Here is a 25,871-nt window from a genome sequence, read left to right on the forward strand (position 1 = left end):
TCGCGGAACCGGGACGGCGGGATCCTGCGGTCACCGCCGCGGACGCCGGGCTCCCGGGATGTGCGGCGCGGTCCAGGGGAGGGCCGCCATGGGCTGGGCGATCGCCAGCGTCGTCGGGTTCGTCGTGCTGACCGCGCTGGTCACCGCGATGGCACGGAGCAACACCGCCCGCTGGGAGCGGGACCACCGCGCGGCCCAGGCCGCGGCACGCGCGCACGCGGCGGCGGCGCGCAGCGCCTGGACGGCCGCCCTCCGCCGGGCCCGGCCCGAGCCGCCGGAGGAGCCGCGCCACGGCTCCCTGCACCTGCCGCACGTGCGCCTGCCGGCCGGCCTGGTGGACCGGCTGCCGCACCCGCAGGACTGGCTGCCGCGGCACCTGCCGCACCTGCACGTGCCGGTGCTGCGCCTGCCGGGGCGCGTCCGGGACGAGCGGGAGCCGGAGGAGCCGCCGCGCGCCGGCGCCTCCTAGACCGCCATCACCTAGACCGCCATCTCCCGGCCCGCCACCTCCCGGCCCGGCGCCTCCCGCCCCGGGGCGGGCAGGGGCAGCTGCTCGAAGCCGGGCAGCCAGGGTGCCGCGGCGGTCCGCTCCGCGCGCCGCGCGGCCCGGCCCGCCCGGCGGGCGGCCGCCTCCCGCTCGGCGGTGAGTCGCGCGTGCCGGGTGCGGGCCTCGGCCAGTCCGGGCACGTCCAGCCCGCCGGCGGTCAGCCGGCAGGAGGCCAGCCGCACCCAGCGGACGGCCGCGCCGGCGTCCCGGACGCCGACCATCAGGCCGCGGTCGTGCCGGCGCACCACGAGCGCGGCGCCGCGCACCCGCGCCTCGGCGGCCGCGGACACCTCGGCGTCGGGGCCGTGCAGCCAGGTGACCCGCCCGTCCGTGCGCCGCAGCGCGTCGTCCCGCTCCCGCCAGGCGTCGTCGGCCAGCGGGGCGAGCTGGACCTCGAGGACGCCCGCGCCGGGGACGACGACGTGCAGGCCGGGGTGCCCGCCCGGGTCGGGCGCCCGCACCACCCGGGCCTCGTGCCCCTGGCCGGTGAGCCACGCGGTCAGGGGGCGGCGGTAGCGCAGCGCGTCGTAGGCGGGGCCGGCCGCGGCGCCGTGCCGGGCGAACGCGCAGGCCGCGGACCCCCCGTGCCGGAACGCGGGCCGCGGCCCGTGCGCGACCTCGAGTCGGCCGCCGCAGCCGCCGGCCTCGCGCGCGCACCAGAAGCCGCCGCGGGCCTGCTGCTCGAGGCGCCACGCGTCGTCGTCGTCGCGGGGCAGCTCGACGGCAGCGGTGCCGCCCGGCCCGTCGGTGACCGCCCAGCGCAGCTCGCCCGTCACGGCGCCGACGCTAGGCCCGGGGTCCGACGGTTCAACGGGCGATCGAGCGGAACAGGTCCACCAGGCGGTCGGCGTGGGCGTCGAAGACGTGCCGCTCCCGCGCGGCCACGGCGGCGGCGTGCCCGGCCCGCGTCCCGAGCTCCTCGTGCAGCGCGGCGGCGACGTCGTCGGCGGAGCGGTAGAACAGCCCCGTCCCGTCGGCGCGCAGCACCCGCTCCACCGCGACCAGCGAGCCGGGGTTGGCCTGCTGCAGCAGCGGCAGCCCCGCGGCCAGCAGCACCGGCAGCCGGGCGGGGGAGTTGAGGTCGTCCCAGCTGGCCCGCCGCAGGTCGCCGCCGTTGGCCGAGTCGAAGCGGTGCAGCCACCCGGCGTCGTGGCGGGACAGCTCGCGCACCCAGTCCTCCGGCCCGACGGCGGGGTGCACGTGCACGAAACCCGGCGCGCGGGCCAGCGCCTCGTCCAGCCAGCCGGTCCACGACCCCGTCGCGCCCGGCGCCCGCACCTGCCCGTACAGGTGGGTGTGCACGCCGCGGTCGGCCAGCGCCAGCACCCAGTCCAGGTCCAGCCCCGAGGGACGGCCGGCGAGGACGGTGTGCGGCTGCCCGTCGGCGTCGGAGAGCCGGGGCGAGAACGGCGCGTCGAGCCGGTCGCGCTTGGGCAGGTCGCCGTCGAGGACGCCGAGCCGCGCGGGGTCGACCCGGCCGGCCAGCGCGAGGGCGAACCAGTCGCGCTCCTCCTCGGTGGCGAACAGGCAGGCGTCGGCGCCGCAGACCAGGTCGGCCAGCAGCGGCCACTCCCCGCGCACGACGCTGCGCTGCGGCGCCTCCTTGAAGTGCCACACGAACGGCAGGTCGGGGAACGCCTGCCGCACGGCGTGCGCGAACGGCACCGCCCGCCAGTTCAGCTGCGCCCACACGACGTCGGGGGCGAGCGCGCGCACCCCGTCCCGCCAGCGGTCGCGGTCGAGGTCGGCGACGTGCCCGAACGGCAGCGGCCCCACGGTGGAGTCGCCGAGGCCGTCGGGGGTCCACAGGCCGGTCAGGGAGTGGCCGCGCTCGGCCAGCGCCAGCACCCGCTCGGGGTTGAACGCGAGCTCGCCGACCACCAGCACGCGCAGCCCGTCCGGCGACGGCGGGTACGAGCGCTCGCGGAACCGCGCGTACCGGGCGACCTCGTCGGTCTCCCCGCCGTCGGTGGAGGCGAACCGCAGCGGCCCGGCGACCCGGTAGCGGCCGCGGAACACGTTGAGGCCGCCGTCGGAGGACTCGCGGATCGCGCGTGACCGCTGGCCCGGGTGCCGCGTCCACGCGCAGGTGACCCGGCCGGTGCCGGTCGCCGTCCCGCGGGCGGCCACCCGCGACCACATCAGCCGGTCGAGGTCGTCGGTCTCCAGCTCCGCGCGCTCGGTCCAGCGGTCGCCGGTGCGTCGGTGCGCCACCTGCACCAGCTGCGCGTAGGAGGTGCCCGCCGGCTCGTCGAGGTCGGCGCGGGCCAGCACCACGCCGTCGGTCAGGCACTCGAGCAGGCCGGCGAGGTGCGCGGGGAACCAGACGTCGTCGGCCGGCAGGTACGCGACGACCGGCGCGGTGGTCTCGTCCAGGCCGCGGTTGAGCGCCGCGCCCAGGCCGCGGTTGTCGTCGGTGCGCACCAGCCGCAGCCGGGGGTCGGCGGGGACGGCGACCGGCTCGCGGGAGCCGTCGTCGACGACCACCGCCTCCCACGCCGTCTCCTCCTGGGCGAGCAGCGACTCCAGCGCCCGGGGCAGGAACGCCGCCTGGTCGTGCACGGGGACCAGGACGGCGACCCGCGGCCTCACGCGGCGGGTTCGAGGTCGGAGTCGACGCCGAGCACCCGGTCGTAGACGGCGGCCACCCGCGCCGACAGCGCCGGCCACCCGTACTCGGCCGAGCGGGCGCGGGCGCCGGCGGCCAGCCGGGCGCGCAGCAGGTCGTCGCCGGCCACCCGGTCCAGCGCGGCGGCCAGCGCGTCGGCGTCGCCGGGCGGGACGAGCAGCCCGGTCCGCCCGTCCCGGACCACCTCGGGGATCCCGCCGACGTCGCTGGCGACCACCGGCAGGCCCGCGGCCATCGCCTCGGTGAGCACCGAGCCCATCTCCTCGTACGCCGAGGGCAGCACGAGCACGTCGAGGGAGGCCAGCACCGCGGGCACCCGGGCGTGCTCGACGAACCCGGCCAGCGTGATCCGCCCGGCCGCCGGGCTCTCGGCGGCCAGCCGGTGCACCAGCGCCCGGTCCGGCCCGTCGCCGACGACGACCAGCGACGCCTCCTCCCGCATCCGCCCGAACGCGCGCACCAGCGTGGCGGGGTCCTTCTGCGGCGCGAGCCGGCCGACGTAGCCGATCCGCGGCCGCGCCACCCCGGGGAACACGTCGGGGGCGCCGCCGGAGAACAGCGCCGGGTCGAAGCCGGAGGGGATGGTGGACAGCCGCTCGTCCGGCACGCCGTCCGCGCGCAGGGCCGCCGCGGTCCGCCCGGTGAGGACGACGACGGCGTCGGCGCGGCGGAACGTGCTGCGCTCGATCCAGCCGCCGAGCGCCCGCAGCAGCCGCACCCGCGGCCCGCGGCCGGTGAGCGTGTGCGCGACGCTGCAGTGCACGGTGACCACCAGCGGGGCGCGGTGCACCCGGGCGGCCAGCCGGGCCAGCGGCAGCGTGGCGAGGTCCTCGCCCTGGTGGGCGTGCACGACGTCGACCGGCGCCCGCCGGCCCGCGTGCAGCACCGCCGGCAGCCCGGACAGCGCCCACAGCTGCCGCAGCCGCGGCACCGGCAGCCCGGTGCGGGAGACCCGGGTGCCGCGGCCCAGCGGCGTCGTCCCGCGCGGGCCGGCCAGCCGCGCGGTCACCACCGTCTGCGTGACACCGGCGGCGTCGAGGCACCGGGTGAGCGTGGCCGTGTGGTTCTGCATCCCGCCGATCGGGTCGAACCGCGCCGCGCGGGCGTCCAGTTCCCCGGGCAGCGACCCCGGCGCCGTGGCCGGCCGGGCCGCCGGGGGTTCGAACACGCTGCACAGGCGCAGCACGTGCAGGGCGGCAGCGGGACGGGACACGCAGGGGACCTCCGGCGTCGGCGGGCAGCGGGTGGGTGGGTGGGTGGGCGAGCCTGTAGTGCACCACGAAGCGGCGGCACCCGTCGGTTGGGCGTTATGGAGTTGCCCTGCCGGGGCAGTGGGCGCTGGTGACCGCGCCCCTCGCCGACCCCGCCGTCCGACGCCTGGCCCTGGTCCGGCTGCGGGTGGGCCTGGGCGACCTGCTGTGCACCGTCCCCGCGCTCCGCCGGCTGCGCGCCGCCCGGCCCGACGTCGAGGTCACGCTGGTGACCTTCGGCCGCATGGCGCCGGTGGTCGAGCGCCTCGGCGTCCCCGTCGCGCTGCTGCCGTTCCCGGGCGCCGACGGCGTCCCCGACGGCCCGGTCGACCGCGCGGGGTGGGCGGGGTTCACCGCCGCGGCGCGGGAGCGCGGGTTCGACCTCGCGCTGCAGGCCTACGGCGACCGGCCGGCCGCCAACCGGGTGGCCGCGGCCCTCGGCGCCCGGCTCACCGGCGGGTTCGCGCCCACCGGCTGGGACCCGCCGCCGGGCACGGAGGCGCTGCACCTGCGCTACCCGCTGCACCTGCACGAGGCGGCGCGGCACGTCGCGCTGCTCGGGCACCTCGGCCTGCCGGCCGGCGGGGACGCCCGCATGGGCTTCCCGGTCACCGCCGACGACGAGGCCGAGCACGCCGCCACCCTCGCCGCCGCCGGGCTGGAGCCGGGGCGCTACGCCGTCCTGCACCCGGGGGCGTCCGCGCCCACCCGCCGCTGGCCGGTCGAGCGCTACGCCGCGGTCGGCGACGCGCTGGCCGCCGAGGGGCTCGACGTCGTCGTCACCGGGGTGGCCGGCGAGCGGGAGATCTCCGCCCGGGTGGCCGCGGCGATGCGCGCCCCCGCGGTCGACCTGACCGGCGCCACCAGCCTCGGCGGGCTGGCCGCGCTGCTGCGCGACAGCGCGGTGCTGGTCGGCAACGACACCGGCTCCGCGCACCTGGCCGCGGCCGTCGGTGCCCGCAGCGTCACCGTCTTCCTGCCCGGCGATCCGGTCCGGTGGGCGCACCCCGGCCCCCGGCACCGCGCGCTGACCCCGACGGTGGCGTGCGCGCCGTGCCCGCACCTGGCCTGCCCGATCGAGTTCCGCTGCGCGCTGACCGTCTCGCCGTCGGCGGTGGCCGGTGCCGCGCTCGAGCTGGCCGCCTCGTGAGGGTCTCCTTCGTCGCCGACTCCAGCGGGTGGGGCGGCGCGGAGGTGTGGCTGACGCACCACCTGCGCCGCGCGGCCGCCAACGGCTGGACGGCGTCCCTGGTGTGCGCCGAGCCGGTGGCGGCCGGCTTCGCGCACCTCGACGTCGAGCGCACCGTCGTCCCGCTGACCCGGCACACCGCCGCGGCGCCGCACACGCGGGCGGCGCTGGCCGCCCAGCGCCCCGACGTCGTGGTGGTCGACCTCGTCGACCCCGCGTCCAACGCCGCCGCGGTGGCCGCCGCGCAGCAGGTGGCGCCCACCGCCGGCGTGCTGCACCTGGTCGGCGACACCCGCGGCGGGGAGGAGCGCGCCGTGCTGTCCGCCCTCTACCGGCGGATGGGCGCGGTGATCAGCCCCTCGGAGGAGGGCCGCGCGCAGGTGGTGACCGACCTCGGCGTCGACCCGGCGCGGGCGCACGTCGTGCCCAACGGCGTCGACCTGCCGCCCGACCCCGCCGGCCCGGCCGGCAACGCGGTGCCGCGGATCGGCGCGCTCGGCCGGCTGACCGCGCAGAAGGGCTTCGACGTCCTGCTCGCCGCGCTGCGCCGGCTCGACGTGCCGTTCGAGGCGGTGATCGGCGGCGCCGGCCGCGACGGGGACGCCCTGCGCACCGCGGCCGACGGCCTGCCGGTCGCGTTCCCGGGCTGGGTGGACGACTCCCGCGCCTTCCTCGCCGGGGTGGACCTGTTCGTGGTGTCCTCGCGGGTGGAGGCGGGACCGCTGGTGCTGCTGGAGGCGATGGCCGAGGGGCTGCCGTGCGTGAGCACCGACGTCGGCCGGGTGCGGCACGCGCTGCGGGAGGACGTCGTCGTCGTGCCGGTCGAGGACGCCGGCGCGCTGGCCGCGGCGCTGCGCGGTCTGCTGACCGACCCGGCGCGGCGGGCCGCCCTCGGCGCGCGGGCCCGGGCGCGGGCGGAGCGGGACCTCGGCGCCGACCTCATGGCGGAGCGGACCTTCCGGGTGCTCTCCGGCGTGGCGGACGGGGAGCCGGGTACCGCCGCCCCATGAGCAAGAAGACCGATCCCGACGCCCAGCGCGCCGCCGCCCGGGAGGCCAAGAAGGAGGGGCTCTCGCCCAGCGAGGCGGGCGCCACCACCGGTGCCTCCAAGCAGATCCGCACCGTCCGGCACTCCGACGACCGCCACGAGCACTCCAGCGCCCAGGGGAAGAGCAAGACCTGACCGCGGTGGTCCGGGGACGGCGGCGGCCTCCGTCGCGCGCCGCCGTCCCCGGACCGGTCTAGGAGGCGGCCCCGCCGGTGCTGGGCAGCCCGGCGGCCACCCACGCGCGGTGCCCGCCGATCACGTCGCTCGCCCGCGCCAGTCCGAGCGAGCGGAGCGCGTCGGCGGCCAGGCTGGAGGTGTAGCCCTCCTGGCACAGCACGACGACGTCGACGTCGTCCCCGGTGGCCTGCGGCACCCGGGCGTCGCTCTCCGGGTCGAACCGCCACTCCAGGTGGTTGCGCTCGACGACGAGCGCGCCGGGCACCTCGCCGTCGGCCTCGCGCTGCGACTGCGGGCGGATGTCGACGAGCACCGCGCCGTTGGCGACCCGCTGCGCCGCCTCCTCCGGCGTCACCCGCGTGATGCGCGAGCGCGCCTCCTCCAGCAGCTGGTCGACGCTCTTCGCGCCGGGCGGACGGCCGGTCACCAGTCGACGCCCGCCTTCTCGGTGCCGGTGGTCAGCAGGGTGCCGTGCTCGAGGCGGTAGCCGGTCATCCGGGACAGGCGCGGGGTGTACGCGTGCACGCTCACGGCGGGCACCGTCCCGCGGTTGGTCACCCGGTGCACGTGGTGGGGCCCGAACGGCCGCACCCGGCCGGCCCACAGCTCGGTGGCCGCCTCGCGCACGGCGCCGGGGTGCCCGCCGACGACGTCCTCGGTGAGCACCCCGCCGACGACGGCGAAGGCGCCCGCCGAGCCCCCGTGGTCGTGCAGCGGGGTGCCCTGGCCCGGCAGCCAGGTCAGCAGCCACACCTGGGCGTCGGCGAGGTCGGCGTGCAGCGTGGGGTCGACCAGGCCGGCGGCGTCGTCGGCGGGCAGCAGGCCGGTCCAGCGGCTGCCCGCGCGGTACTCGACGCGGGGCAGCCACTCGTCGGCGACGGCGAGCAGCGCGGCGGCCAGGGCGGCGGCGGAGGTGGTGCGGGCGGTGGCGGTGCGGGCGGTGGCGGTGGCGGTGCGCGGGGTGAGGTCGGCAGGGGACAGCAGGGGCGTCACGGAGTTCTCCTGAGCAGGGCGCACCGGGGCCCGGGTCGGGGGCGGCGCGGAGGAAGGGGTGTCGGGCGCTCAGGCGACCGGACACAGCGCGCTGGCCACCCGCAGCAGGTCCACGGCGGACCGGCGGGTGAGCGTCAGGGCGGGTGCCACGACGACCATCCGACCCCGCCCGCCAAATCCTGTCAAGTCCATCGGTCTGGTAGGGATACCGCGTGTCGAGGACGCGGCCGGACCGGTCAGGCAGGGAGGACGACGGTGCGGAGCTCGTGGGCGCCGTCGGCGCGGGTGGCCTCGTAGAACCAGCGCGCCCCGCCGCCGGGCAACGGGACGACGTCGGCGTAGCGCAGCCCGTGCGGCGGGTGCGGGCTCTGCAGGTACGGCCCGCCGGCGGCGGCGCGGAAGCCGAGCTCGCCGTCGTGTTCCGCATCGTGTTCGGCGAGGCCGGTCCGCTCCTCCCAGTTCTCCTCCGCGGTGGCCCGGCCGTCGTAGAGCGCCCAGGTGCGCGAGCCGTCGAGCACCACCGCGGTGAACCGCACGCCGCGCGCGTCCCAGCTGCCCTCGCTGCCGGCGAGGGCGGTGCCGCGCCAGGTCCAGGTGACGCCGTCGGGGCTGGTGGCGTGCTCGGTGGTCATGCGGTCGGTGGCCTCGGGGTCGTCGAGCGGGTGCACCGAGGCCCACAGGTGCCACCGGTCGCCGTCCCAGCGGACCACCGGGTCCTTGGGCGCGGTGGCGGCGTCGCCGGGCAGCACCGTGCGGGGCTCGGCGGTGGCCAGCCCCTCGACGGTGTCGGCCTCCAGCAGGTCGACCCGCCAGTGCTTCGTACCCGGCGTCGCGCAGCTGACGTAGAGCCGCCAGCGCCCGCCGGGGGTGTGCACCAGCGCCGGCCGCTCCAGCGACTCCGCGCCGAAGCGCTCCTTGCCGATCGCGAGCACCGGCTCGAAGCGCACGCCGTCGTCGGAGCGGGCCACCACGTTGCCGAAGCCGCGGCCCTCGCCGACCGGGCGGCGCAGCCGGTAGGCCAGCCACCACGTGCCGTCGACGAGCTGGGCCGACGGGCCGCCGGCCCACGAGCCCGGGCGGGGGTCCTCGGGCTCGACGACGACCTCGGCGTCGGACCAGAAGCGGTCGGGCGCCGGCGGGCGGGGCGCGGACGCGGTCACGCGGCGGCTCCGTTCGGGGGAGGGGGCAGGCCTCCCCGTGTGTACACCGCGGCCCTCCGCGGGCAGGGAGGGGACCGATGAGCACCGAGGCCGACCGGATGCCGCAGTTCGTGCTGGCCGGGGCGCCGAAGGCCGGGACGACGGCGCTGCACGCCGCGCTGGCCACCCACCCGGGGCTGTACCTGTCCCCGGTCAAGGAGCCGAAGTACTACCTGACCGACGGCGGCCCGCCCCCGCGCAGCGGCCAGCGCGGCCCGGGCGACGCGCACAGCGCGCGGGAGTGGGTCTGGCGCCGCGCGGACTACCTGCGGCTGTTCGACGGCGCCCCGCCCGGGACGGTCCGCGGCGAGAGCACGCCGTTCTACCTGTACGACCGCGCCGCGCACCGCCGGCTGGCCGCCGACGTCCCGGGGGTCCGCGTCGTCGCGATCGTGCGGGACCCGGTGGACCGCGCCTGGTCGAACTGGGTGCACCTGCGCGCCGACGGGCTGGAGCCCGAGGCCGACTTCGCCACCGCCGTGGAGCGCGAGGAGTCCCGGGCCGCCGCCGGCTGGGCGCCGTTCTGGCACTACCGCGGGCTCGGCCGCTACGGCGAGCAGCTGCGGGACCTGTACTCCGTCCTGCCCCGGGAGCAGGTGCTCCTGCTGCGGTACCGGCAGCTGGTCGACTCCCCGCGCGAGACGCTGGACCGGGTCAGCGCGTTCCTCGGCGTCGAGCCGGGGGTGGCGCACACGGTGGCGCCGGAGAACGTGAAGCCGTACGTGGCCGACACGCCGCGGTACCGGGCGCTGGCCCGGGTCACCCGGGCCGGTGCGGCGCTCGGCGCGTACGCCCCGCCGCAGGTGTGGCGGCAGGTGTCCCGGCCGCTGCTGGCCGCGCTGCACGCGCGGAGGGCGCCGCGGCCGCCGATGCCGGTGGAGGTGCGGCGCGAGGTCCTGGCGCCGCTGCTGCCCGACGTCGCGCTGCTCGAGGAGCTCACCGGCGAGTCCTTCGACGACTGGCGCAGCGACACCGGCCGCGGCGACTTCCGCTCCCGCCGTCCCTGAGTCAGCGGTGCACGCGGTAGGTCAGGTGCGTGCACACCGGCGAGACCTCGACGGCGACCCGGGCCAGCCGGTGGCGGCCGACGCCGGCGAACAGCGGCGTGCCCGCGCCGAGCACCTCGGGCGCCACGTGCAGGCGCAGCTCGTCCAGCAGCCCGTCGCGCAGGCAGGAGCCGACCAGCGCGCCGCCGCCCATGACGAAGACGTCGCGGTCGCCGGCGGCCCCCCTCGCCCGGTCCACGGCGGCCTCCGGGCCGTCGGTCACGAAGGTGAAGTCGTGCGTGGTGGCGAGCCGGTGCTGCTCCGGCGGGCTGCTGGTGACGACGAAGAACGGCGGCCGGGCGTCGACGGCGGCCCCGTAGCCCATCCCGTCGGTCCACCCCCGGTCGACGTCGTCGAAGGTGCGCCGGCCCATGACGACGGCGCCGCTCGCGGCGGTGTGCCGCTCCAGGACGCCGCGGTCGACGGGGTGGTCGCTCTGCAGTGCCCAGACGTGGAGGGCCTCGACGCCCTCGTCGGAGCCGCTGACGAAGCCGTCGAGGGAGACGGTGATGTCGCCGATGACGAGGGTCATGTACAGACGACCCCAGAGGTGTCGCCGACTCATCGGCACGGTGTCCTCAAGGGTCCACCGGATCTGTGGGCAGGCGTTTGACCTGCGGATCCACGTCGCGCGCGGCATTCCGACCGGCTAGGCTTCGATCATGTGTTCGGGTGGGCCGGGCGGCGGTGGCGTCCTCGACGAGGTCGCCGCGCTGGTCGCCGAGCGCAACCGGATCGACGCCCGGCTGGCCCGCGCGGTGCGGGCGGCGGAGCTGTCCCAGGCGCCGGAGCGCGACGGGCTGAGGTCGTTGGCGTCGTGGCTGCGCGGGCACTGCCGGCTGTCGGCCGCCGCTGCCTCCCGGGTGGTGCGCACCGGGCGGGCGCTGGAGCAGCTGCCGGCGCTGGCCGAGGCCCACGACGCCGGATTGGCGACCTCGGAGCAGATGGCGAAGGCGGCCGAGGCGGTGGCACCGGAGCGGCTGGCCTCGGCCGCCCAGCAGGGCGTGGACCTGGCGGTGGTCGACGCGGTGTTCACCGGGGTGGCGGTCGAGAGGGAGCACGCCGACCTCGTCGCGGTGGTCCAGGGCTACTGCGACGACCTCGACCCGGACGGGCGGGAGCCGGATCCGACCGAGGGCCGCTCGCTGACGCTGTCCCGGCACGCCGACGGGTCGCTGTCCTTCCGCGGGCATCTGGACGCCGTGGGTGGGGAGAGGCTGCAGACCGCACTCGAGGCGCACGTGCAGGCCGACCGGCCCGCCGGGGACGGGCGCACCCGCGCCCAGCGCCTCGGTGACGCCCTCGTCCAGGTCGCCGACAACGCCCTCGCGTCCGGGACGCTGCCGCAGCTGCGCGGCCACAGGCCGCAGATCGCCGTCGTCGTGGACCTGGCCGAGCTGGTCGACCCGCACGGGCGTCCGGACGCCGGGCGGATGGGCTTCGGCGCCACCGTCTCCGCCGCGAGAGCCCGCTGGCTGGCCTGCGACGGCGCGGTGTCCCGGGTGGTGTTCGGCCCCGACGGCGCCCCGCTGGACCTGGGCCGGGAGCAGCGGCTGATGAGCCGGCACATCCGCCGCGCGGCCGAGTTGCGCGACGGCGGGTGCGTGTTCACCGGCTGCGGTGCACCGACGTGGTGGTGCGACGTGCACCACCTGGTCCACTGGATCGACGGTGGTGAGACGTCGCTGGAGAACGCAGCGCTGCTGTGCGAGCGCCACCACACCGAGGTCCACCACGGGTTCCGGGTCGAGCGACGACCGGACGGCCGATGGCGCACCCACCGGCCCGACGGCACCGAGATCACCACCCCGGCACCCCTGCTCGCCCCCGCCGCGTGAGCGCCCGCGGGCGTGCGGGTGCACTGGACGCGGTCGGTGCAACCGTGGTTGCATCGGCGCCGTGATGGCGACCGGCGAGTGGGTGCTGCTGTCCTACCGCCTGCCCCGTGAGCCCTCCGGCCCGCGGACGACGCTGTGGCGCCGGTTGCGCCGGCTCGGCGTCGCGCAGCTGGCCGACGGCGTGGTGGCCCTGCCGGCCGACGCCCGCACCCGGGAGGCGCTCGAGTGGCTCGCCGACGACGTCCTGGCCGCCGGCGGCAGCGCCGGCATCTGGACCGCGCACCCGGCGACCGCCGCGCAGGAGCGCGAGCTGGCCGCGGGCATGGCCGCCGCCCGCGCGGAGGAGTACCGCGAGCTGGCCGCGCAGTGCACCGCGGCGCTCGGGGAACCGCCGGCCGAGCGCACCCGCGCGCTGCGGCGGCTTCGGGGGGAGTGGCGGGCCGTCGGGAGACGGGACTTCTTCCCCCCGCCCGAGCGGGACGTCGCCGGCGCCGCGCTGCGCGCCCTGGCGACCGCGGCCGGCGAACCGGTCGCCGCCGGGCGAGGGGGCCGCTCGTGAGGTGGGCGACCCGCGCCGGGATCCACGTCGACCGCGCCGCCTGCGCCTGGCTCATCCGCCGGTTCGTCGACCCGGACGCCGAGTTCGTCTTCGTCGCCGACCCCGCCGACGTCCCGGCCGACGCCACCCCGTTCGACATGCGCGGGGTCGCGCTGGGTCACGTCGGCGGCGACTGCTCGTTCGAGACGATCCTGCGCGTCCACGGGCTCGACGACCCCGTGCTGGAGCGGATCGGCGAGATCGTGCACGAGGCCGACCTGGACGACGGCCGCTTCGACGCCCCCGAGGCGCCGGGCCTCGACGTCCTGCTGCGCGGGCTGTCGATGACCGGCGACGACCAGCGGACCCTCGCCGTCTCCGGCCCGCTGTTCGACGGCCTCTACGAGTACACCCGACGCCGCCTGCTGCTCGGCCGTGAACCGGCCTGACCCGACGGAGCCCGCGATGACCGAGCCGACCCCCGCCGGGCCGACGGCGGCCCCCGCCACGGCGTACCCGTCCTTCCGCGAGGCGGTGCGCGCCTGGTTCCTCGTCTCGCTGCAGACCTTCGGCGGCCCGGCCGGCCAGATCGCGGTCATGCAGCGGGAGCTGGTCGACGAGCGCCGGTGGATCGGCCAGCGCCGGTTCCTGCACGCGCTGAACTACTGCACCCTGCTGCCCGGCCCCGAGGCCCAGCAGCTGGCCACCTACGTCGGCTGGCTGCTGCACGGCACCCGCGGCGGCCTGGTCGCCGGCGGCCTGTTCGTGCTGCCCGGCGTGCTCGCGCTGCTGGTGCTCTCGGCGGTCTACGTCGCCTTCGGCAGCACCACCGCGATCACCGCCGTCTTCACCGGTCTGGCCGCCGCGGTGCTGGCGATCGTGGTCCAGGCGGTCATCCGCGTCGGGAAGAAGGCGCTGGACAGCCGCGCCCTCGTCGTCCTGGCGGTCGCGGCGTTCCTCGCGCTCGCCCTCTTCGGCGTGCCGTTCCCGGTCGTCGTCGCCCTCGCCGGGCTCGCCGGCTGGGCCCTGGGCCGCTGGCGGCCGTCGGCGCTGCCGCGGAGGAAGGCGGCCGAGGGGCCCGACGCCGGGCCGCCGCCGGTCGTCTCCGACGACGTCCTGCACCACGAGGCGCCCAGCGCGCGGCGCACCGTGCGGGTGCTGCTGGCCGGGCTGCTCGTGTGGGGGCTACCCGTCGCGGCGGTCGCCGTGCTGACCGGCGGGAGCAGCGTCCTCACCCAGCAGGGCCTGTTCTTCTCCGGCGCCGCGGTGGTCACCTTCGGCGGCGCCTACGCGGTCCTGGCCTACGTCGCCCAGCAGGCGGTCGAGGTCTACGGCTGGCTGACGCCGCGCGAGATGGTGCGCGGGCTGGCGCTGGCCGAGACCACGCCCGGGCCGCTGATCATGGTGGTCCAGTTCGTCGCGTTCCTCGGCGCGTACCGGGCGTCCGGGGACCTGGACCCGTGGGTGGCGGCCGTCCTCGCCTCGCTGCTGGTCACCTGGGTCACCTTCGTACCCAGCTTCCTGTTCGTGCTGCTCGGCGCCCCCTACATGGAGCGGCTGCGCGGCAACCGGTCGCTGTCGGCGGCGCTCACCGGCATCACCGCCGCCGTCGTGGGGGTCATCGCGAACCTCGGGGTCTACTTCGCCGTCCACACGCTGTTCTCGGGGACCTCCGGGGTCGACGCCGGGCCGCTGGCGCTCGAGCTGCCCAACCCCACGACCCTGCGGTGGGTGCCGCTGGCGATCGCCGTCGTCGCGGCGGTGCTGCTCTTCCGCGTGCGGTGGTCGGTGCTGCGCACCCTCGGCCTGTGCGCCGTGCTCGGTCTGGTCGCGGGGCTGGCCGGGCTGCCGGTCGGGTGAGCGTGAGCGGGGCGGGGACGGGTAGGGGCTCTCCCCGGGACGGCGTGCAGCCCCGCGCGCCGACGAGGGAGGGACCGACATGGCCATCGCCACCACCAACCCGGCCACCGGCGAGACGCTCAAGACCTACGAGCCGCTGTCGGACGAGGCCCTCGACGAGAGGATCGGCCGCGCCGCGGCCGCCTTCCGCAGCTACCGGCTGACGAGTCCCGAGGAGCGGGCCGGCTGGCTGCGCGCGGCCGCCGACGTCCTCGACGGCGACGCCGACCAGGTCGCCGAGCTCATGGTCACCGAGATGGGCAAGACCCTGGCCGCGGCCAAGGCCGAGGTCGCCAAGTGTGCCAAGGCGCTGCGGTACTACGCCCAGAACGGCCCGGCGATGCTCGAGCCGAAGCCCGCCGACGCCGGCGCCGTCGGGGCCGAGCAGGCCTACCTGGTCCACCAGCCGATCGGCGTCGTGCTCGCGATCATGCCGTGGAACTTCCCGCTCTGGCAGGCGATGCGCTTCGCCGCCCCGGCGCTCATGGCCGGCAACGTCGGGCTGCTCAAGCACGCCAGCAACGTGCCGCAGACCGCGCTGTACATGGAGGAGCTGTTCCGCAAGGCGGGCTTCCCCGCCGACGTCTTCCAGACCCTGCTGATCGGCTCCTCGACCATCGAGCGGGTCCTGCGCGACGACCGCGTCGCCGCCGCGACCCTCACCGGCAGCGCCCCCGCCGGGCAGTCGGTGGCCTCGATCGCCGGGGACGTCCTGAAGAAGACGGTGCTCGAGCTCGGAGGCAGCGACCCGTTCATCGTCATGCCCTCGGCCGACCTCGACCGCGCCGCCGAGGTGGCGGTCACCGCGCGCTGCCAGAACAACGGGCAGAGCTGCATCGCGGCCAAGCGGTTCTTCGTGCACGCCGACGTCGCCGAGGAGTTCACCCGGCTGTTCGGCGAGAAGATGGCCGCCCTCGTCGTCGGCGACCCGATGGACGACGGCACCCAGGTCGGCCCGCTGGCCACCGAGTCCGGCCGCGAGGACGTCGAGCGGTACGTGCAGGACGCCGTCGACAAGGGCGCGACCGTCGTCGTCGGCGGGAAGCGGCCCGACCGCCCCGGCTGGTTCTACGAGCCGACGCTGCTCACCGGCATCACGCCGGAGATGGACCTCTACGCCGAGGAGGTCTTCGGCCCGGTCGCCGCGCTGTGGACCGTCGACGGCCTCGAGGAGGCCATCGAGATCGCCAACAGCCACCCCTACGGACTCGGCGCCAACCTGTGGAGCGAGGACGAGCAGGAGCGGGCCACCTTCATCCGCGACGTCGAGAGCGGCATGGCGTTCGTCAACGGGATGGTCACCAGCTACCCCGAGCTGCCCTTCGGCGGGGTCAAGCAGAGCGGCTACGGCCGCGAGCTCACCGAGCTCGGCATGTACGAGTTCACCAACGCCAAGACGGTGTGGATCGGCCCGCCCAGCAGCGAGCAGGCGCAGGGGGACACGGCCAGCGCGTCGGAGTGACCCCGGCGTGGCGCGGGTAGCCGCCCGGACGTCCGCCCCCTCAGCAGCGGGGACCCGGGTGGACGGTCCACACGGGTGCGCGGCACCCGGACGGGAGCACTCGTGACGACGACCACCAGCCCGGACAACCGCTTCCTCACCCAGGCGGTGCACGACCTCGGCACCGCCCTGTGGTTCGGCGGCTCGGTGATGGGCATCGCCGGCGTGAACAAGTCCGGCGCCGACCTGACCGCGGGCATCGACAAGGTCCGGGTGGCGAGCTCGGCCTGGGGCCGGTTCGCGCCGGCACAGTGGGGCGGCATCGCGGCCACCCTCGTGACCGGGCTGCAGCTGACCCGGTCGAACAGCCAGCGGCTGGCCCTGCAGCAGGGCTACGGGACGGTGGGGACGCTCAAGGCCGCGCTCACCGTCGCGGGCGCCGGCGCCACCGCCTACGCGGCGTACACCGGCCAGAAGATCGGCCGGCTCGCCGAGCAGGCCGCCTCCGACGGCGGCCTCGAGGTCAAGGACGCCACGCTGCCGTCGGCCGGGACGCCGCCGGAGATCCGGAAGTGGCAGGCCCGGCAGCGGGTCGCGCAGGCGGCCGTCCCGACCCTGGCCGGCGCGGTGATCACCTGCAACGCCTGGCTGGTGCAGTCCTACCGGGTGGGCGCCACGGTCCGGGGCGTCCTCGGGCGGCTGCTCCCGCGCTGAGACCGCGCCGGTCCCGCCGTCAGGCGCACCCAGCCGCCGTCGCCGGCCTCGACGCGCACCGCGGTGACCGCGGACGCCGCGAGGGCGAGCCGGCCGGCGTGCCCGGGCGGCCGGCCGGCCACGCGCACCTCCAGGCCCGGTCCGCCGTCGAGCAGGCGCACCGGCCGCCGGCCGGGGACCGCTGCGTCGGCGGCCAGCACCTCCGACAGGAGGAGCAGGACCTCGTCGACGACGTCCGGCGGCCAGCCGCGCGCCGCGGCCGCCGCGCGCACCCACGCGCGCGCCTGCTCCGGCCGGCGCGGGTCCACCGCACCCTCGTCCACCCCGCTGTCGGTCATCGGTCCACCACCCCGCTGACCAACGAGGCCCCGGTGGGCGGGGTGCGCGACACGCCGGGACGGCGTCGGGCGGCGTCGGAATCCGGCGCGACCACGACCGTGGCGGCGGGCAGCCGCGCCTCCACCTCCCGCCGGAGGTCGTCGTCGACGTGGGCGACCACGGGCCGCCCGGCCGCCGGCGCGCGGCGGCACAGGTCCGCGGCGATCGCGCGGCCTACGCCCGTCCCGCGTGGGACGCGCCCCGGTGCACCGGGGCGGCGTCCGGCTCCGTCACGGAGGGGCACCCTCGGAGGCGGCGTCCACCAGCTCCACCGCGCGGTCGGGGTAGCGGTCGGTCAGCAGGCGGACCAGCCGGGCGGTCAGCCGCGAGGCGCCGACGACGGTCAGCCCGGGCGGCCCGGCGGCCGCCGCGACCAGGGAGTCGGCCGCGCCGACGTCGAGGAAGCGCAGGTCGCTGAGGTCCCAGGCGCTGCTCCCGGCCAGCGTCGCCTGCAGCACCGCGCGCAGCGCGTCCGCGTTGCCCGAGTCCAGCTCGCCCGCGAGGTGCAGCCGGTCCCCGCGCCGGGTCAGCCGGAAGACGCCGTCGTCGTACTCCGCGGTCGCGTCCACCTGCGCGCGGTGCAGCGCGGTGAGGTCCGCGTGCTGGCCGGGCACCAGCAGGTCGCGGAAGTAGGGGCACAGCACGGTGAGCGGGTGCCCGGCGGTCAGCTCGCCGACGACGGCCTCGAACGCGTTGACGCCCGGGGTGGTGATCGCGCCGGTGAACCGGACGGCGGGCCACCCCTCGGACAGCGCCCCGGTGACCGCCGCGGGCAACTCCGCCGGGTCCGGCGGCACGACGCGGACCGCCGTCGTGGCGGCCGGCTCCCAGGCCTCGTCGACGACGCCCGCGCGGCGCAGCCGGGCCCACAGCCGCTCCTCCCGGTCGCCGAGGGCGGTGACCAGGACGCACTCGCCGCGCGTCACACCCTCCGCGACGAAGTCGCCGACCACCTGCGCGTGCGCCTCCTCGCTGTCGAGGAGGACGAAGTCGTGCGCGCCGCCGGTCACCGCGGGCCGTCCGCGGGCGTGCCGGCCGGGGCCTCCCCGGTCTCGGTGACCAGCCGCGCGACGTCGCGCACCTCGCGGCCGGTGTCCTGCGAGGCGCGGACGAGGATGCCGAACGCGGTGTCGGCGGTGATCCGGTGGCGCTCCATGAGCACGCCCTCGGCCTGGCCGATGACGTCCCGGCTGTCCGGCGCGACGCCCAGGTGCGCGGTCCGCGGCGCGGAGAGCAGCGCCAGGGCGGCGTGCCCGGCCACCGCGGTGGGGGTCGCGCGGTCGGGCCCCGGCCCGGGGCCGGCCACGTACACCGAGAGCGCTCCGACGACCTCGCTGCCGGTGTCCAGCGGCAGGCAGGTGGCCCGCTGCACCCGGGCGGTGACCGCGACGCCGCACCGCTCGGGCAGGACGGCGGCCGGGTCGTGGGCGACGGCGCGCGCCGCCGCGTCGGCGTCGTCGCGGGCGTGCCAGCCGCGAGCAGCGCCGAGCAGCCACCCCGTGCCGCCCGGGGCGGGGTGCGGGGGCGAGGTGGTGAGCATGGTCGTCGGGATGGCCGCAGACTGCACCGCGACACCTCCAGCCGGGTGACCCGGGGTGGGCGTGACGTCTCGCCCGGCAGTTGGAGCGGACGTCTCCGTCCCGTCATCCTGCCACCCGGTCCGGTGACACGCCGAGGGCCGACCCCGGAGGGTGAGGCGGGCCACACCGGCCGCTCAAGGACCGGCCGCGGCCCGCCGATGCCGACGGCGTGACCACCACCCCGAGGACGCCGGCCGAGCGCGCGGACGTCCTGTCCTCGCTGCTCCGGCTGCCCGGCGCCGTGCTGGCCGCGATCGCCTCCGACGGCGTGTTCGTCCCGGTGCCGGCCTCGCTCGGCGTCCCGCCGGAGCGGGTGATGACCCCGCCGGCCGAGCGCGCCACGTTCCTCGACGCGATCGTCCCCGCCGACGCGATGTTCGTCGTCACTGCCTTCGAGCGGGCCCGAACCCACGGCGTCGGCCTGGCCACGGTCCACGGCCGGCGCGAGCCCGGTGTCCCGCTGTCGCTCACCTTCGTCGACCTCCGCGAGGAGCACGGCGTCCTGCTCGGCGCCCTCGACGTGCTCGACGCGGCCGCCGGCGACCGCGGGCCCGCGCCGCTGGCGGGGCTGGAGGTGTCGCGGCGGCCGCGCACGGCGACGGTCCGCAAGACGTCGCTGGCGGTGATCACCGACATCGACGAGCGCACCACCCGGATGCTCGGCTGGACGCCGGCGCAGATGGTCGGCCAGCGCTCCTCGGAGTTCGTCCACCCCGACGACCAGGAGCGGGCGATCGCCAACTGGCTGGAGCTGCTGTCCCGCCAGGAGGCCCAGCGGGTGCGGCTGCGGCACCGCCGCGCCGACGGCACGTGGGCGTGGCTGGAGCTGGAGAACCAGTACGTCGCGGCCGACGACCCCGCCGACGCCGTCGTCGTGACGCAGATGAGCGACGTCTCCGACGAGATGGCCGCGCACGAGGCCCTGCAGCAGCAGGAGCGGCTGCTGCGCCGGCTGACCGAGGCGCTGCCGCAGGGCATCGCGCAGCTGACCCGCGAGCGGGAGGTCGTGCACACCAACTCCCGCCTGCCGGTGCTGCTGGGCGTGCCCGCGGTGACCGGCTGGGACGACGTCGCGGCGCGGGCCGACGGGGCCGGCCGGGCGGCGCTGGAGGCGGCGCTCGCGCGGGTCCTCGGCGACGGCGTGGACGCCGTGGTGGAGGTCGGCATCCGCACGCCGGCCGGGGAGGCCCGGGTGTGCGCGGTGAGCCTGGTCGCGCTCGGCGACCGCGAGGGCGCCCCCGGCGCGCTGGTGTGCGTCTCCGACGTCACCGACAGCGCCCGCATGCGCGAGGAGCTCACCGCCCGGGCGACCTTCGACGCCCTGACCGGCTGCCACAACCGCGCCTCCACCATCGCCGTCCTGGAGGCCGCGCTGGCCGGGCCGGACGCGGCGTCGACGGCGGTGGTCTTCGTCGACCTCGACGACTTCAAGCCGGTCAACGACACCCTCGGCCACGACGCCGGCGACGAGCTGCTGGTGACCACGGCCGCGCGGCTGGCCGGCGTGCTGCGCCGCGACGACGTCGTCGGGCGGATCGGCGGGGACGAGTTCCTCGTCGTCAGCCGCCGGGTCGACGGCCCGGCGGCGGCCGCCTCGCTCGGTGCCCGGATCCAGGCGGCGCTGGCGGTGCCGGCCGAGATCACCGCGGGCACCGTGCCGCTGCGGGCCAGCCTGGGCGTGGCCTGCGGGGAGCCCGGGCTCGACGCCGCGGCGCTGACCAAGCGTGCCGACCAGGCGATGTACCTGTCCAAGCAGGACCGCCGCGGCGAGCCGGTGCTGTGGCGGGAGGAGCCGGTCCCGGCCCCGGCCTGAGGGCCGGCAGCCGTAGCGTCGCGGCGTGACCTCCGTCCGCGACGCCGGCCCGGACGACGCCGCCGCCTGCCGGGACGTCTACGCCCCCTACGTCACCGGCACCGCGATCTCCTTCGAGACCGATCCCCCGACGGCGGGGGAGATGGCCCGCCGGATCGCCGCCGCCCAGGAGCGGCACGCGTGGCTGGTGCTCGAGGCGGACGGCGCGGTGCGCGGCTACGCCTACGGCGGGCCGTTCATGGCCCGCGAGGCCTACCGCTGGTCGTGCGCGGTGAGCGTCTACCTCGAGCCCGGCCGGCGGCGCACCGGCGCGGGCCGGCTGCTGTGCACGGCGCTGCTCGACCGGCTGGCCGCCCGCGGGTACCGGCGGGCACTGGCCGGCGTCACGCTGCCGAACGACGCGAGCCTCGGCCTGCACCGGGCGCTGGGCTTCGAGCCGGTGGGGACCTACCGGCGGGTGGGCTGGAAGGACGGTGCCTGGCACGACGTCGCCTGGCTGCAGCGCGACCTGGGCCCCGGTCCCGGCGACGACGGCCCGTCGTCCGAGCCGCGCTGAGGCGCCGCGGGCCCTACCCTCCGGCCGTCGGGACCTGACGGGGAGGGACACCGTGCGCACGCTGCTGACGAACTTCAGGAACTTCGCCTTCTCGGGCAGCCTCGTGGACCTGGCCGTGGGCGTGGCCATCGGGGCCGCCTTCGCCACGGTGGTCGAGTCGCTGGTCGGCGACGTGATCCTGCCGCTGGTGGCCGCGGTCTTCGGCCAGCCCGACTTCACCGGCCTCGTGCTCACGGTGAACGGCGCGCGGATCCGCTACGGGTCGTTCCTGACCTCGCTGGTGTCGTTCCTGCTGCTCGCGCTGACGATCATGTTCCTCGTCCAGGCGATCCGCCGGGCCACCGGCCGGGAGACCGCGGGCGCCCAGGGCAACCGCGAGTGCGACCACTGCAGGAGCTTCATCCCGGTCGACGCGTCGGTGTGCATGTTCTGCACGCGCGACGTCGACCCCGTCGTCCCCTGAGGCCTCAGCCGCGGTCGACCCGCAGGAACGGCGGCGGGTCGGCGGGCACGTCCCCGGTGCGGGCGAAGTGCGCCCACACCCGGCGGACCTCCCGGCCGGCCGCGACGACGTCCGCCCACGGGAGGCCGGCCAGCAGCGGCGAGGCCTCCCACGTGTGCCGGTGCGGGAACAGCAGCGGCAGGTCGATCGCGTGCGCCCCGGTGAGCGCGCCGGTGCCGTAGGAGAGCGTGTAGTGCACCGCGCGCCCGCCGGCCGCGCGGTGCCTGCGGGCGGCCCGTGCGGCGTCGCGGGCGTAGATGCGGCGGGTGAGCACCCGCACGACCGCCTCCACCAGCGGCCGGCCGACGACGGGGACGCGGGCCAGCCGTGCGGCCGGCGGCAGCAGCGCGGCGAATAGCGCCACCTCGCGGCTGTTGGTGCCCACGAGCAGGTCGACCTCCGGCGCCGCCTCCGCCCACGCGTCCTCGACCGCCTCCTCGGCCGGCAGCGGCGGGAGGCCGTACTGGGTGCCGAACGGCATGGCGGCGACCAGCCCGTACCGGCGGGCGCGCGCCGCCACCCGCGCCTGCGCGGCCACGACCTCCGCGACCGGCGCGGCGGCGGACAGTGACCGCGCCTCGGCGGCCATCGCGGCGCTCATCCGCGCCCGGCCGCGGGACAGCCCCAGCGGGGCGCTGGACACGACCGCGCGGCGGAACAGGCCGCGGGCGCCGTCGGCCGCCAGCAGGTGGGCGACGGCGTCGCCGCCGGCGGACTCGCCGAACAGCGTCACCGCGTCCGGGTCGCCGCCGAAGGCCGCGACGTTCCCGCGCACCCAGCGCAGCGCCTCGACGAGGTCGAGCAGGCCGAGGTTGGCCGGCCGGCCGTCCCCGTCGCCGAGGAAGCCGAGCAGCCCGAGCCGGTAGGTGACGCCGACGACGACCACCCGCTGCTCGCGCACCAGCGCGGCCGGGTCGTAGGCGGGGGCGTCGCCGGCGCCGCTGACGTAGGAGCCGCCGTGCACCCACACCATCACCGGCAGCCGGTCGCCGGGGGAGGAGTCCTCCGGCACGGTCACCGACAGCCGCAGGCAGTCCTCGTCGGCGACGAGCTCACCCATGGGGTCGGTGACCATGAGCTCGAGCTCCGGCGCCGGCGGCTGCGGGCACGCCGGTGACCACGCCGTCGCGTCGACGACGCCGGCCGCGGGGGGCTCGGGCACCGGCGGGCGGAACCGCTCCGCCCGGGCGTACCGGATGCCGGTGGCCCGCACGACGCCGTCGGACCGCCGGGCGGTGACCGTCCCCGCGGGTGCCGCGAAGCGCGGTGCCGTGTCCTGCTGCGTCACGCGGCGCCGACCGCGGCGCCGAGGGCGTCGAACGCGGCCTGCTGGAAGTCCCGCATCGTCGCGACCGTCGTCTGCAGCTCCAGCTCCGCCGCGTGGTACATCCCCGGCTCGACGTGCAGCCGCACCGGCACGCCGGCCGCCTCCAGGCGCCGGGCGTAGGCGACGTCCTCGTCGTGGAACAGGTCGAGGGCCCCCACGCCGATCCACGCCGGCGGCAGGCCGGAGAGGTCCAGCCGGCGGGCCGGCGCGGCGTAGGGACGCGGCTCGTCGGCGCGCGGCGCGTGTCCCAGGTAGGCGGTCCAGGCCCACCGGTTGGACCGCGGCGTCCAGACCAGCCTCCCGCGGCCGGCGGTGCTCCGGCGCAGCACGGTGCGGTCGTCGAGCATGGGGTAGACCAGCAGCTGGAAGGCGACCGGCACGCCCTCGTCGTGCGCCCGCTGCGCCAGCGCGGCGGCCAGCCCGCCGCCCGCGCTGGCCCCGCCGACGGCGACGCGCGCCGGGTCCACGCCGAGCTCCCCGGCCCGCCGGTGCAGGTCGCACAGCGCGGCCAGCAGGTCGTCGAGCGCCGCGGGGAACGGGTGCTCGGGCGCCAGCCGGTAGCGGGCGCCGACCACGACGACGCCGAGGTCGCGGGCCATCCGGCTGCACAGGTCGTGGTCGCCCTCGGGCTGCCCGATGACCGTGCCGCCGCCGTGCACCCACAGCAGCGCGCCGCCGGTGCGGCGCGCCGGCTCGTACACGAACCCGTCCTGCCCGCCGGGGACGTCGTGCCGCGTGACGGTCACCCCTGCCACCGGCTCGGTGACCCGGGACCCGAACAGCCGGCGGCCGATCCGCAGCTCGAGCCGGGACCCGATCGACAGCGGCAGCCACAGGTCCGGGCGGCGCAGCTCGGGAGGCACGGCGGCGACCGTGCGGGCGCGGCGGGCGAGGGCGGCGGCGAGGCCGAGCGCGGCGAGGCGCGGCAGGCGGCGGGAGCGGGCGGTCACCGGGCGGACGCTAGCGGTCGACCCCCTCGCGGCCGCGGGGGCTACGGTGCGCGACGGTGCTGAGGACGGACGTCGACGGACCGGGAGGACGCGTGACGACAGCGGTGCGGCACGGGGAGGGCACGCTGCCCTCGGGGCAGTTCTGGCAGGGCTGGAGCGTCCCCGACCCGGTCGGTGTCGTGGGGGGGGGGGGGGGGGGGGGGGGGGGGGGGGGGGGGGGGGGGGGGGGGGGGGGGGGGGGGCGGGGGGGGGGGGGGCGGGGGGGGGGGGGCGGCCCCGCCCCCCCCCCCCCCGGCGGCCGGTACGCGCACGTGGCCGAGCGGCTCGGCCGCGCCGGCTACGCCTCCTACGCGCCCGACCACCCGGGCCACGGCCGGTCGCCCGGCCGGCGCGGCGACGTCGTGAGCATGGCGGGCACCGTCGAGGGCGTGGCGCAGACCGTCCGCGCCGCCGCCGACCGGCACCCCGGCGTCCCGGTGTTCGTCTACGGCCACAGCCTCGGCGGGCTCATCGCGCTGCAGTACCTGACCGGCGACCCGGACGCGCGCGTCGTCGGCGCCGTGATCTCGGCGCCCGCGCTCGACACCAGCGCCGCCACCCCGGTGCAGCGGGCGGTGGCGCCGCTGCTGGCCCGGCTGGCCCCGGGTCTGGGCGTGCTCACCCTCGACGTCGAGGCGGTCAGCCGCGACCCCGAGGTGGTGGCCGCCTACCGGGCCGACCCGCTCAACCACAACGGCAGGATGGTCGCCCGCACCGGCGCCGAGCTCATGCGGACCGCCGCGGCGATGCCCGGCCGGCTGCGCGGGCTCCGGCTCCCGCTGCTGGTGGTCCACGGCAGCGCCGACCGGCTGGTGGCGCCGGCGGCCGGCGAGGTGGTCCGCGAGCACGCGGGCTCGCCCGACCTCACCCACCGCGTCTACGACGGGCTGTTCCACGAGCCGCACAACGAGCCGGAGAAGGAGCAGGTCCTCGACGACGTCGTCGCCTGGCTCGACGCCCGCCGGGCCGGCTGAGCGGTCGTCCGGCGCCGCGATCCGTGACAGGGTCCGGGCAGCCGCGCCGCCCGGGGCGGCGGAGGGGGGAGCCGTGCCGCAGACCCTCGGCGACGGCGTGCGGCTGCTGCGTGCCTTCGTCACCAACCCGCGCCGGGTGGGGGCGGTGCTCCCGACGTCCCGGACGGCGGTGCGCGCCATGCTCGACCTCGCCGACGTCCCGGCCGCCGGCCTGGTCGTCGAGCTCGGGGCCGGCACGGGGGTGGCCACCCGGGAGATCCTCGCCCGGCTCGGCGCGGGCGCCCGGCTGGTCGCGCTGGAGATCGACCCGCAGCTGGCCCGCAGGCTCTCCGAGCGCCTCGACGACCCCCGGCTGCAGGTCGTGTGCGGCTCCGCGGAGGACCTCGACGGCCTCCTCGACGGCGAGCGCGCCGACGTCGTCGTCTCCATGCTGCCGTTCACCTCGCTCGAGGCGGGCCTGCGCCGCCGGCTGCTCGACCAGTTGCCCCGTGCGCTGCGCCCGGGCGGCACCGCGGTCGTGATCCAGTACTCGCCGCTGGTGCTCGGCGAGCTGCGCCGCCGGTTCGCCGACGTCCGCACGCGGGTGACGCCGTGGAACGTGCCGCCCGCGTTCCTCTTCGCCTGCACCGGCGCCAGGGACCGATCCGGCGGCGATGAGCCGCCGGCCCCGCGGCGGTCTCACAGGGCATGACGACCGGACAGATCGACCCCCGGTACGGCGACGCCACGGCGACCGCACCGCCCTGGGCCGACGTCGAGCGGCTGCTCACCGACGCCCAGCTCTACTGGATCACCACCGTCCGCGCGGACGGCCGGCCGCACGCCGTCCCGCTCGTCGGCGTCTGGCACGACGGCGCGTTCGCCTTCTGCACCGGCGCCGACGAGCAGAAGGCGCGCAACCTCGACGGCAACCCGCACGTGGCGGTGACCACCGGCAGCACCGGCGCGCACGGCTGGGACAGCGGGCGCGACGTCGTCGTCGAGGGCGTCGCGGTGCGCGTCACCGACCCCGGGGAGCTGCAGGTGCTGGCCGACGCCTGGTACGCGAAGTACGGCGAGGACTGGCACTTCGCGGTGCGCGGGGACGAGTTCGTCGAGCTGAGCTCCTCCGGCGGGGCCACCGGGGGCGGCGCGCGGGTCTACCGCGTCCCGCCGGACAAGGTGCTGCTGTTCGGCGGGCCGCACGGCCAGACCCGGTACCGCCCCTGAGCCGCCACGGCCGGGGCGCCGCACTCCTACGCTGC

Annotated in this window: 30 protein-coding genes; 17 read left to right on the top strand and 13 right to left on the bottom strand. The window is 77.8% G+C overall.

Features of this window, described 5'->3' with window-relative positions; all coding sequences use genetic code 11:
- The first annotated feature begins 88 nt into the window (after window positions 1–88).
- Window positions 89–469 (top strand): hypothetical protein, encoded by a 381-nt coding sequence (locus tag ACI8AB_RS08055; RefSeq protein WP_456949681.1) that lies wholly within the window; start codon window positions 89–91, stop codon window positions 467–469.
- 11 nt (window positions 470–480) lie between these two features.
- On the opposite strand, the gene ACI8AB_RS08060 is transcribed toward ACI8AB_RS08055, so the two are convergent.
- The 3 genes from ACI8AB_RS08060 to ACI8AB_RS08070 are packed head-to-tail and all read right to left on the bottom strand — an operon-like array spanning window position 481 to window position 4,389.
- Window positions 481–1,323 carry a hypothetical protein gene (locus tag ACI8AB_RS08060; protein WP_456949682.1) on the bottom strand — a complete coding sequence of 281 codons (843 nt, stop codon included), beginning with the start codon at window positions 1,321–1,323 and terminating at the stop codon, window positions 481–483.
- A gap of 31 nt (window positions 1,324–1,354) precedes the next feature.
- Window positions 1,355–3,139 (bottom strand): glycosyltransferase, encoded by a 1,785-nt coding sequence (locus tag ACI8AB_RS08065; protein ID WP_456949683.1) that lies wholly within the window; start codon window positions 3,137–3,139, stop codon window positions 1,355–1,357.
- On the bottom strand, window positions 3,136–4,389 hold the full coding sequence (locus ACI8AB_RS08070) for a glycosyltransferase (RefSeq protein WP_456949684.1): 1,254 nt from the start codon (window positions 4,387–4,389) through the stop codon (window positions 3,136–3,138). The genes ACI8AB_RS08065 and ACI8AB_RS08070 overlap by 4 nt, the downstream gene beginning before the upstream one ends.
- 128 nt (window positions 4,390–4,517) lie before the next feature.
- Here ACI8AB_RS08070 and ACI8AB_RS08075 point away from each other — a divergent pair, with 128 nt between their 5' ends.
- The 3 genes from ACI8AB_RS08075 to ACI8AB_RS08085 are packed head-to-tail and all read left to right on the top strand — an operon-like array spanning window position 4,518 to window position 6,798.
- Window positions 4,518–5,576, top strand: a complete 1,059-nt coding sequence (locus tag ACI8AB_RS08075; RefSeq protein ID WP_456949685.1) for a glycosyltransferase family 9 protein — start codon at window positions 4,518–4,520, stop codon at window positions 5,574–5,576.
- A complete protein-coding gene (locus ACI8AB_RS08080) occupies window positions 5,573–6,625 on the top strand; it encodes a glycosyltransferase (protein ID WP_456949686.1) in 1,053 nt (350 codons plus the stop codon). The genes ACI8AB_RS08075 and ACI8AB_RS08080 overlap by 4 nt, the downstream gene beginning before the upstream one ends.
- Window positions 6,622–6,798, top strand: coding sequence for a hypothetical protein (locus tag ACI8AB_RS08085; RefSeq protein WP_387993745.1), 177 nt, complete (start codon window positions 6,622–6,624; stop codon window positions 6,796–6,798). Before ACI8AB_RS08080 ends, ACI8AB_RS08085 begins: the two co-directional genes overlap by 4 nt.
- 58 nt (window positions 6,799–6,856) lie before the next feature.
- On the opposite strand, the gene ACI8AB_RS08090 is transcribed toward ACI8AB_RS08085, so the two are convergent.
- The 4 genes from ACI8AB_RS08090 to ACI8AB_RS08105 form a co-directional block, all read right to left on the bottom strand.
- Window positions 6,857–7,267, bottom strand: a complete 411-nt coding sequence (locus ACI8AB_RS08090; RefSeq protein ID WP_456949687.1) for a rhodanese-like domain-containing protein — start codon at window positions 7,265–7,267, stop codon at window positions 6,857–6,859.
- Window positions 7,264–7,833, bottom strand: a complete 570-nt coding sequence (locus ACI8AB_RS08095; RefSeq protein WP_456949688.1) for a cysteine dioxygenase — start codon at window positions 7,831–7,833, stop codon at window positions 7,264–7,266. The genes ACI8AB_RS08090 and ACI8AB_RS08095 overlap by 4 nt, the downstream gene beginning before the upstream one ends.
- 69 nt (window positions 7,834–7,902) lie before the next feature.
- Window positions 7,903–7,992, bottom strand: coding sequence for a putative leader peptide (locus tag ACI8AB_RS08100; RefSeq protein WP_387993752.1), 90 nt, complete (start codon window positions 7,990–7,992; stop codon window positions 7,903–7,905).
- A 77-nt stretch (window positions 7,993–8,069) separates the two neighbouring features.
- Complete coding sequence (locus ACI8AB_RS08105) at window positions 8,070–8,993, bottom strand: hypothetical protein (protein WP_456949689.1); 924 nt, start codon at window positions 8,991–8,993, stop codon at window positions 8,070–8,072.
- A 77-nt stretch (window positions 8,994–9,070) separates the two neighbouring features.
- Here ACI8AB_RS08105 and ACI8AB_RS08110 point away from each other — a divergent pair, with 77 nt between their 5' ends.
- Window positions 9,071–10,039, top strand: coding sequence for a sulfotransferase family protein (locus ACI8AB_RS08110; RefSeq protein WP_456949690.1), 969 nt, complete (start codon window positions 9,071–9,073; stop codon window positions 10,037–10,039).
- Window position 10,040: 1 nt separating this feature from the next.
- Here the strand turns inward: ACI8AB_RS08110 and ACI8AB_RS08115 are convergent, their stop codons facing one another.
- On the bottom strand, window positions 10,041–10,610 hold the full coding sequence (locus ACI8AB_RS08115) for a dihydrofolate reductase family protein (protein ID WP_456949691.1): 570 nt from the start codon (window positions 10,608–10,610) through the stop codon (window positions 10,041–10,043).
- 130 nt (window positions 10,611–10,740) lie between these two features.
- Between ACI8AB_RS08115 and ACI8AB_RS08120 the strand changes: the two genes are divergently transcribed.
- The 6 genes from ACI8AB_RS08120 to ACI8AB_RS08145 all read left to right on the top strand — a co-directional run bounded on the left by ACI8AB_RS08120 (window position 10,741) and on the right by ACI8AB_RS08145 (window position 16,508).
- On the top strand, window positions 10,741–11,916 hold the full coding sequence (locus ACI8AB_RS08120; RefSeq protein WP_456949692.1) for a DUF222 domain-containing protein: 1,176 nt from the start codon (window positions 10,741–10,743) through the stop codon (window positions 11,914–11,916).
- 64 nt (window positions 11,917–11,980) lie between these two features.
- Window positions 11,981–12,475 (top strand): Chromate resistance protein ChrB, encoded by a 495-nt coding sequence (locus tag ACI8AB_RS08125; RefSeq protein WP_456949717.1) that lies wholly within the window; start codon window positions 11,981–11,983, stop codon window positions 12,473–12,475.
- Window positions 12,472–12,903 carry a chromate resistance protein ChrB domain-containing protein gene (locus ACI8AB_RS08130; protein ID WP_456949693.1) on the top strand — a complete coding sequence of 144 codons (432 nt, stop codon included), beginning with the start codon at window positions 12,472–12,474 and terminating at the stop codon, window positions 12,901–12,903. Before ACI8AB_RS08125 ends, ACI8AB_RS08130 begins: the two co-directional genes overlap by 4 nt.
- A 16-nt stretch (window positions 12,904–12,919) precedes the next feature.
- Entirely contained in the window at window positions 12,920–14,314 is a 1,395-nt protein-coding gene (chrA, locus tag ACI8AB_RS08135; protein WP_456949694.1) for a chromate efflux transporter, read from the top strand.
- Between the two features lie 79 nt (window positions 14,315–14,393).
- Complete coding sequence (locus tag ACI8AB_RS08140) at window positions 14,394–15,815, top strand: NADP-dependent succinic semialdehyde dehydrogenase (RefSeq protein ID WP_456949695.1); 1,422 nt, start codon at window positions 14,394–14,396, stop codon at window positions 15,813–15,815.
- Window positions 15,816–15,917: 102 nt separating this feature from the next.
- Window positions 15,918–16,508, top strand: a complete 591-nt coding sequence (locus ACI8AB_RS08145) for a hypothetical protein (protein ID WP_456949696.1) — start codon at window positions 15,918–15,920, stop codon at window positions 16,506–16,508.
- Here ACI8AB_RS08145 and ACI8AB_RS08150 read toward each other — a convergent pair.
- From ACI8AB_RS08150 to ACI8AB_RS08160, 3 genes are all read right to left on the bottom strand, one after another.
- Window positions 16,454–16,846 carry a hypothetical protein gene (locus ACI8AB_RS08150; RefSeq protein ID WP_456949697.1) on the bottom strand — a complete coding sequence of 131 codons (393 nt, stop codon included), beginning with the start codon at window positions 16,844–16,846 and terminating at the stop codon, window positions 16,454–16,456. The genes ACI8AB_RS08145 and ACI8AB_RS08150 overlap by 55 nt on opposite strands.
- A gap of 270 nt (window positions 16,847–17,116) precedes the next feature.
- Window positions 17,117–17,896, bottom strand: coding sequence for an MEDS domain-containing protein (locus ACI8AB_RS08155; RefSeq protein WP_456949698.1), 780 nt, complete (start codon window positions 17,894–17,896; stop codon window positions 17,117–17,119).
- Window positions 17,893–18,453, bottom strand: coding sequence for an ANTAR domain-containing protein (locus tag ACI8AB_RS08160; RefSeq protein WP_456949699.1), 561 nt, complete (start codon window positions 18,451–18,453; stop codon window positions 17,893–17,895). Before ACI8AB_RS08160 ends, ACI8AB_RS08155 begins: the two co-directional genes overlap by 4 nt.
- Window positions 18,454–18,635: 182 nt before the next feature.
- On the opposite strand from ACI8AB_RS08160, the gene ACI8AB_RS08165 reads away from it, so the two are divergent.
- Genes ACI8AB_RS08165 through mscL form a run of 3 tightly spaced genes read left to right on the top strand, consistent with a single transcriptional unit; the run spans window position 18,636 to window position 21,298 of the window.
- Window positions 18,636–20,279 (top strand): diguanylate cyclase domain-containing protein, encoded by a 1,644-nt coding sequence (locus ACI8AB_RS08165; protein WP_456949700.1) that lies wholly within the window; start codon window positions 18,636–18,638, stop codon window positions 20,277–20,279.
- Window positions 20,280–20,304: 25 nt separating this feature from the next.
- Complete coding sequence (locus tag ACI8AB_RS08170) at window positions 20,305–20,835, top strand: N-acetyltransferase family protein (protein WP_456949701.1); 531 nt, start codon at window positions 20,305–20,307, stop codon at window positions 20,833–20,835.
- A 52-nt stretch (window positions 20,836–20,887) separates the two neighbouring features.
- On the top strand, window positions 20,888–21,298 hold the full coding sequence (gene mscL / locus ACI8AB_RS08175) for a large conductance mechanosensitive channel protein MscL (RefSeq protein WP_456949702.1): 411 nt from the start codon (window positions 20,888–20,890) through the stop codon (window positions 21,296–21,298).
- A 4-nt stretch (window positions 21,299–21,302) separates the two neighbouring features.
- On the opposite strand, the gene ACI8AB_RS08180 is transcribed toward mscL, so the two are convergent.
- Together ACI8AB_RS08180 and ACI8AB_RS08185 are read right to left on the bottom strand one after the other, a co-directional pair.
- The gene (locus ACI8AB_RS08180) at window positions 21,303–22,625 is read right to left on the bottom strand and encodes a carboxylesterase family protein (RefSeq protein WP_456949703.1); all 1,323 of its coding nucleotides are present in this window, start codon (window positions 22,623–22,625) and stop codon (window positions 21,303–21,305) included.
- Window positions 22,622–23,614, bottom strand: coding sequence for an alpha/beta hydrolase (locus tag ACI8AB_RS08185; RefSeq protein ID WP_456949704.1), 993 nt, complete (start codon window positions 23,612–23,614; stop codon window positions 22,622–22,624). Before ACI8AB_RS08185 ends, ACI8AB_RS08180 begins: the two co-directional genes overlap by 4 nt.
- A gap of 179 nt (window positions 23,615–23,793) precedes the next feature.
- Between ACI8AB_RS08185 and ACI8AB_RS08190 the strand changes: the two genes are divergently transcribed.
- The 3 genes from ACI8AB_RS08190 to ACI8AB_RS08200 all read left to right on the top strand — a co-directional run bounded on the left by ACI8AB_RS08190 (window position 23,794) and on the right by ACI8AB_RS08200 (window position 25,836).
- A complete protein-coding gene (locus tag ACI8AB_RS08190) occupies window positions 23,794–24,627 on the top strand; it encodes an alpha/beta hydrolase (RefSeq protein ID WP_456949718.1) in 834 nt (277 codons plus the stop codon).
- A gap of 73 nt (window positions 24,628–24,700) precedes the next feature.
- A complete protein-coding gene (locus ACI8AB_RS08195) occupies window positions 24,701–25,318 on the top strand; it encodes a class I SAM-dependent methyltransferase (protein WP_456949705.1) in 618 nt (205 codons plus the stop codon).
- Window positions 25,315–25,836 carry a pyridoxamine 5'-phosphate oxidase family protein gene (locus ACI8AB_RS08200; RefSeq protein WP_387993804.1) on the top strand — a complete coding sequence of 174 codons (522 nt, stop codon included), beginning with the start codon at window positions 25,315–25,317 and terminating at the stop codon, window positions 25,834–25,836. The genes ACI8AB_RS08195 and ACI8AB_RS08200 overlap by 4 nt, the downstream gene beginning before the upstream one ends.
- Window positions 25,837–25,871: the final 35 nt, after the last annotated feature.

Source organism: Geodermatophilus sp. SYSU D00698 (assembly GCF_054050335.1).

Bases quoted from the DNA above. Each gene is read 5' to 3' on its own strand.
- ACI8AB_RS08055 (WP_456949681.1), top strand. From the start codon at position 89: ATGGGCTGGGCGATCGCCAGCGTCGTCGGGTTCGTCGTGCTGACCGCG.
- ACI8AB_RS08085 (WP_387993745.1), top strand. From the start codon at position 6,622: ATGAGCAAGAAGACCGATCCCGACGCCCAGCGCGCCGCCGCCCGGGAG.
- ACI8AB_RS08100 (WP_387993752.1), bottom strand. From the start codon at position 7,992: ATGGTCGTCGTGGCACCCGCCCTGACGCTCACCCGCCGGTCCGCCGTG.
- ACI8AB_RS08110 (WP_456949690.1), top strand. From the start codon at position 9,071: ATGAGCACCGAGGCCGACCGGATGCCGCAGTTCGTGCTGGCCGGGGCG.
- ACI8AB_RS08115 (WP_456949691.1), bottom strand. From the start codon at position 10,610: ATGACCCTCGTCATCGGCGACATCACCGTCTCCCTCGACGGCTTCGTC.
- ACI8AB_RS08120 (WP_456949692.1), top strand. From the start codon at position 10,741: ATGTGTTCGGGTGGGCCGGGCGGCGGTGGCGTCCTCGACGAGGTCGCC.
- ACI8AB_RS08125 (WP_456949717.1), top strand. From the start codon at position 11,981: ATGGCGACCGGCGAGTGGGTGCTGCTGTCCTACCGCCTGCCCCGTGAG.
- chrA (WP_456949694.1), top strand. From the start codon at position 12,920: ATGACCGAGCCGACCCCCGCCGGGCCGACGGCGGCCCCCGCCACGGCG.
- ACI8AB_RS08140 (WP_456949695.1), top strand. From the start codon at position 14,394: ATGGCCATCGCCACCACCAACCCGGCCACCGGCGAGACGCTCAAGACC.
- ACI8AB_RS08150 (WP_456949697.1), bottom strand. From the start codon at position 16,846: ATGACCGACAGCGGGGTGGACGAGGGTGCGGTGGACCCGCGCCGGCCG.
- ACI8AB_RS08200 (WP_387993804.1), top strand. From the start codon at position 25,315: ATGACGACCGGACAGATCGACCCCCGGTACGGCGACGCCACGGCGACC.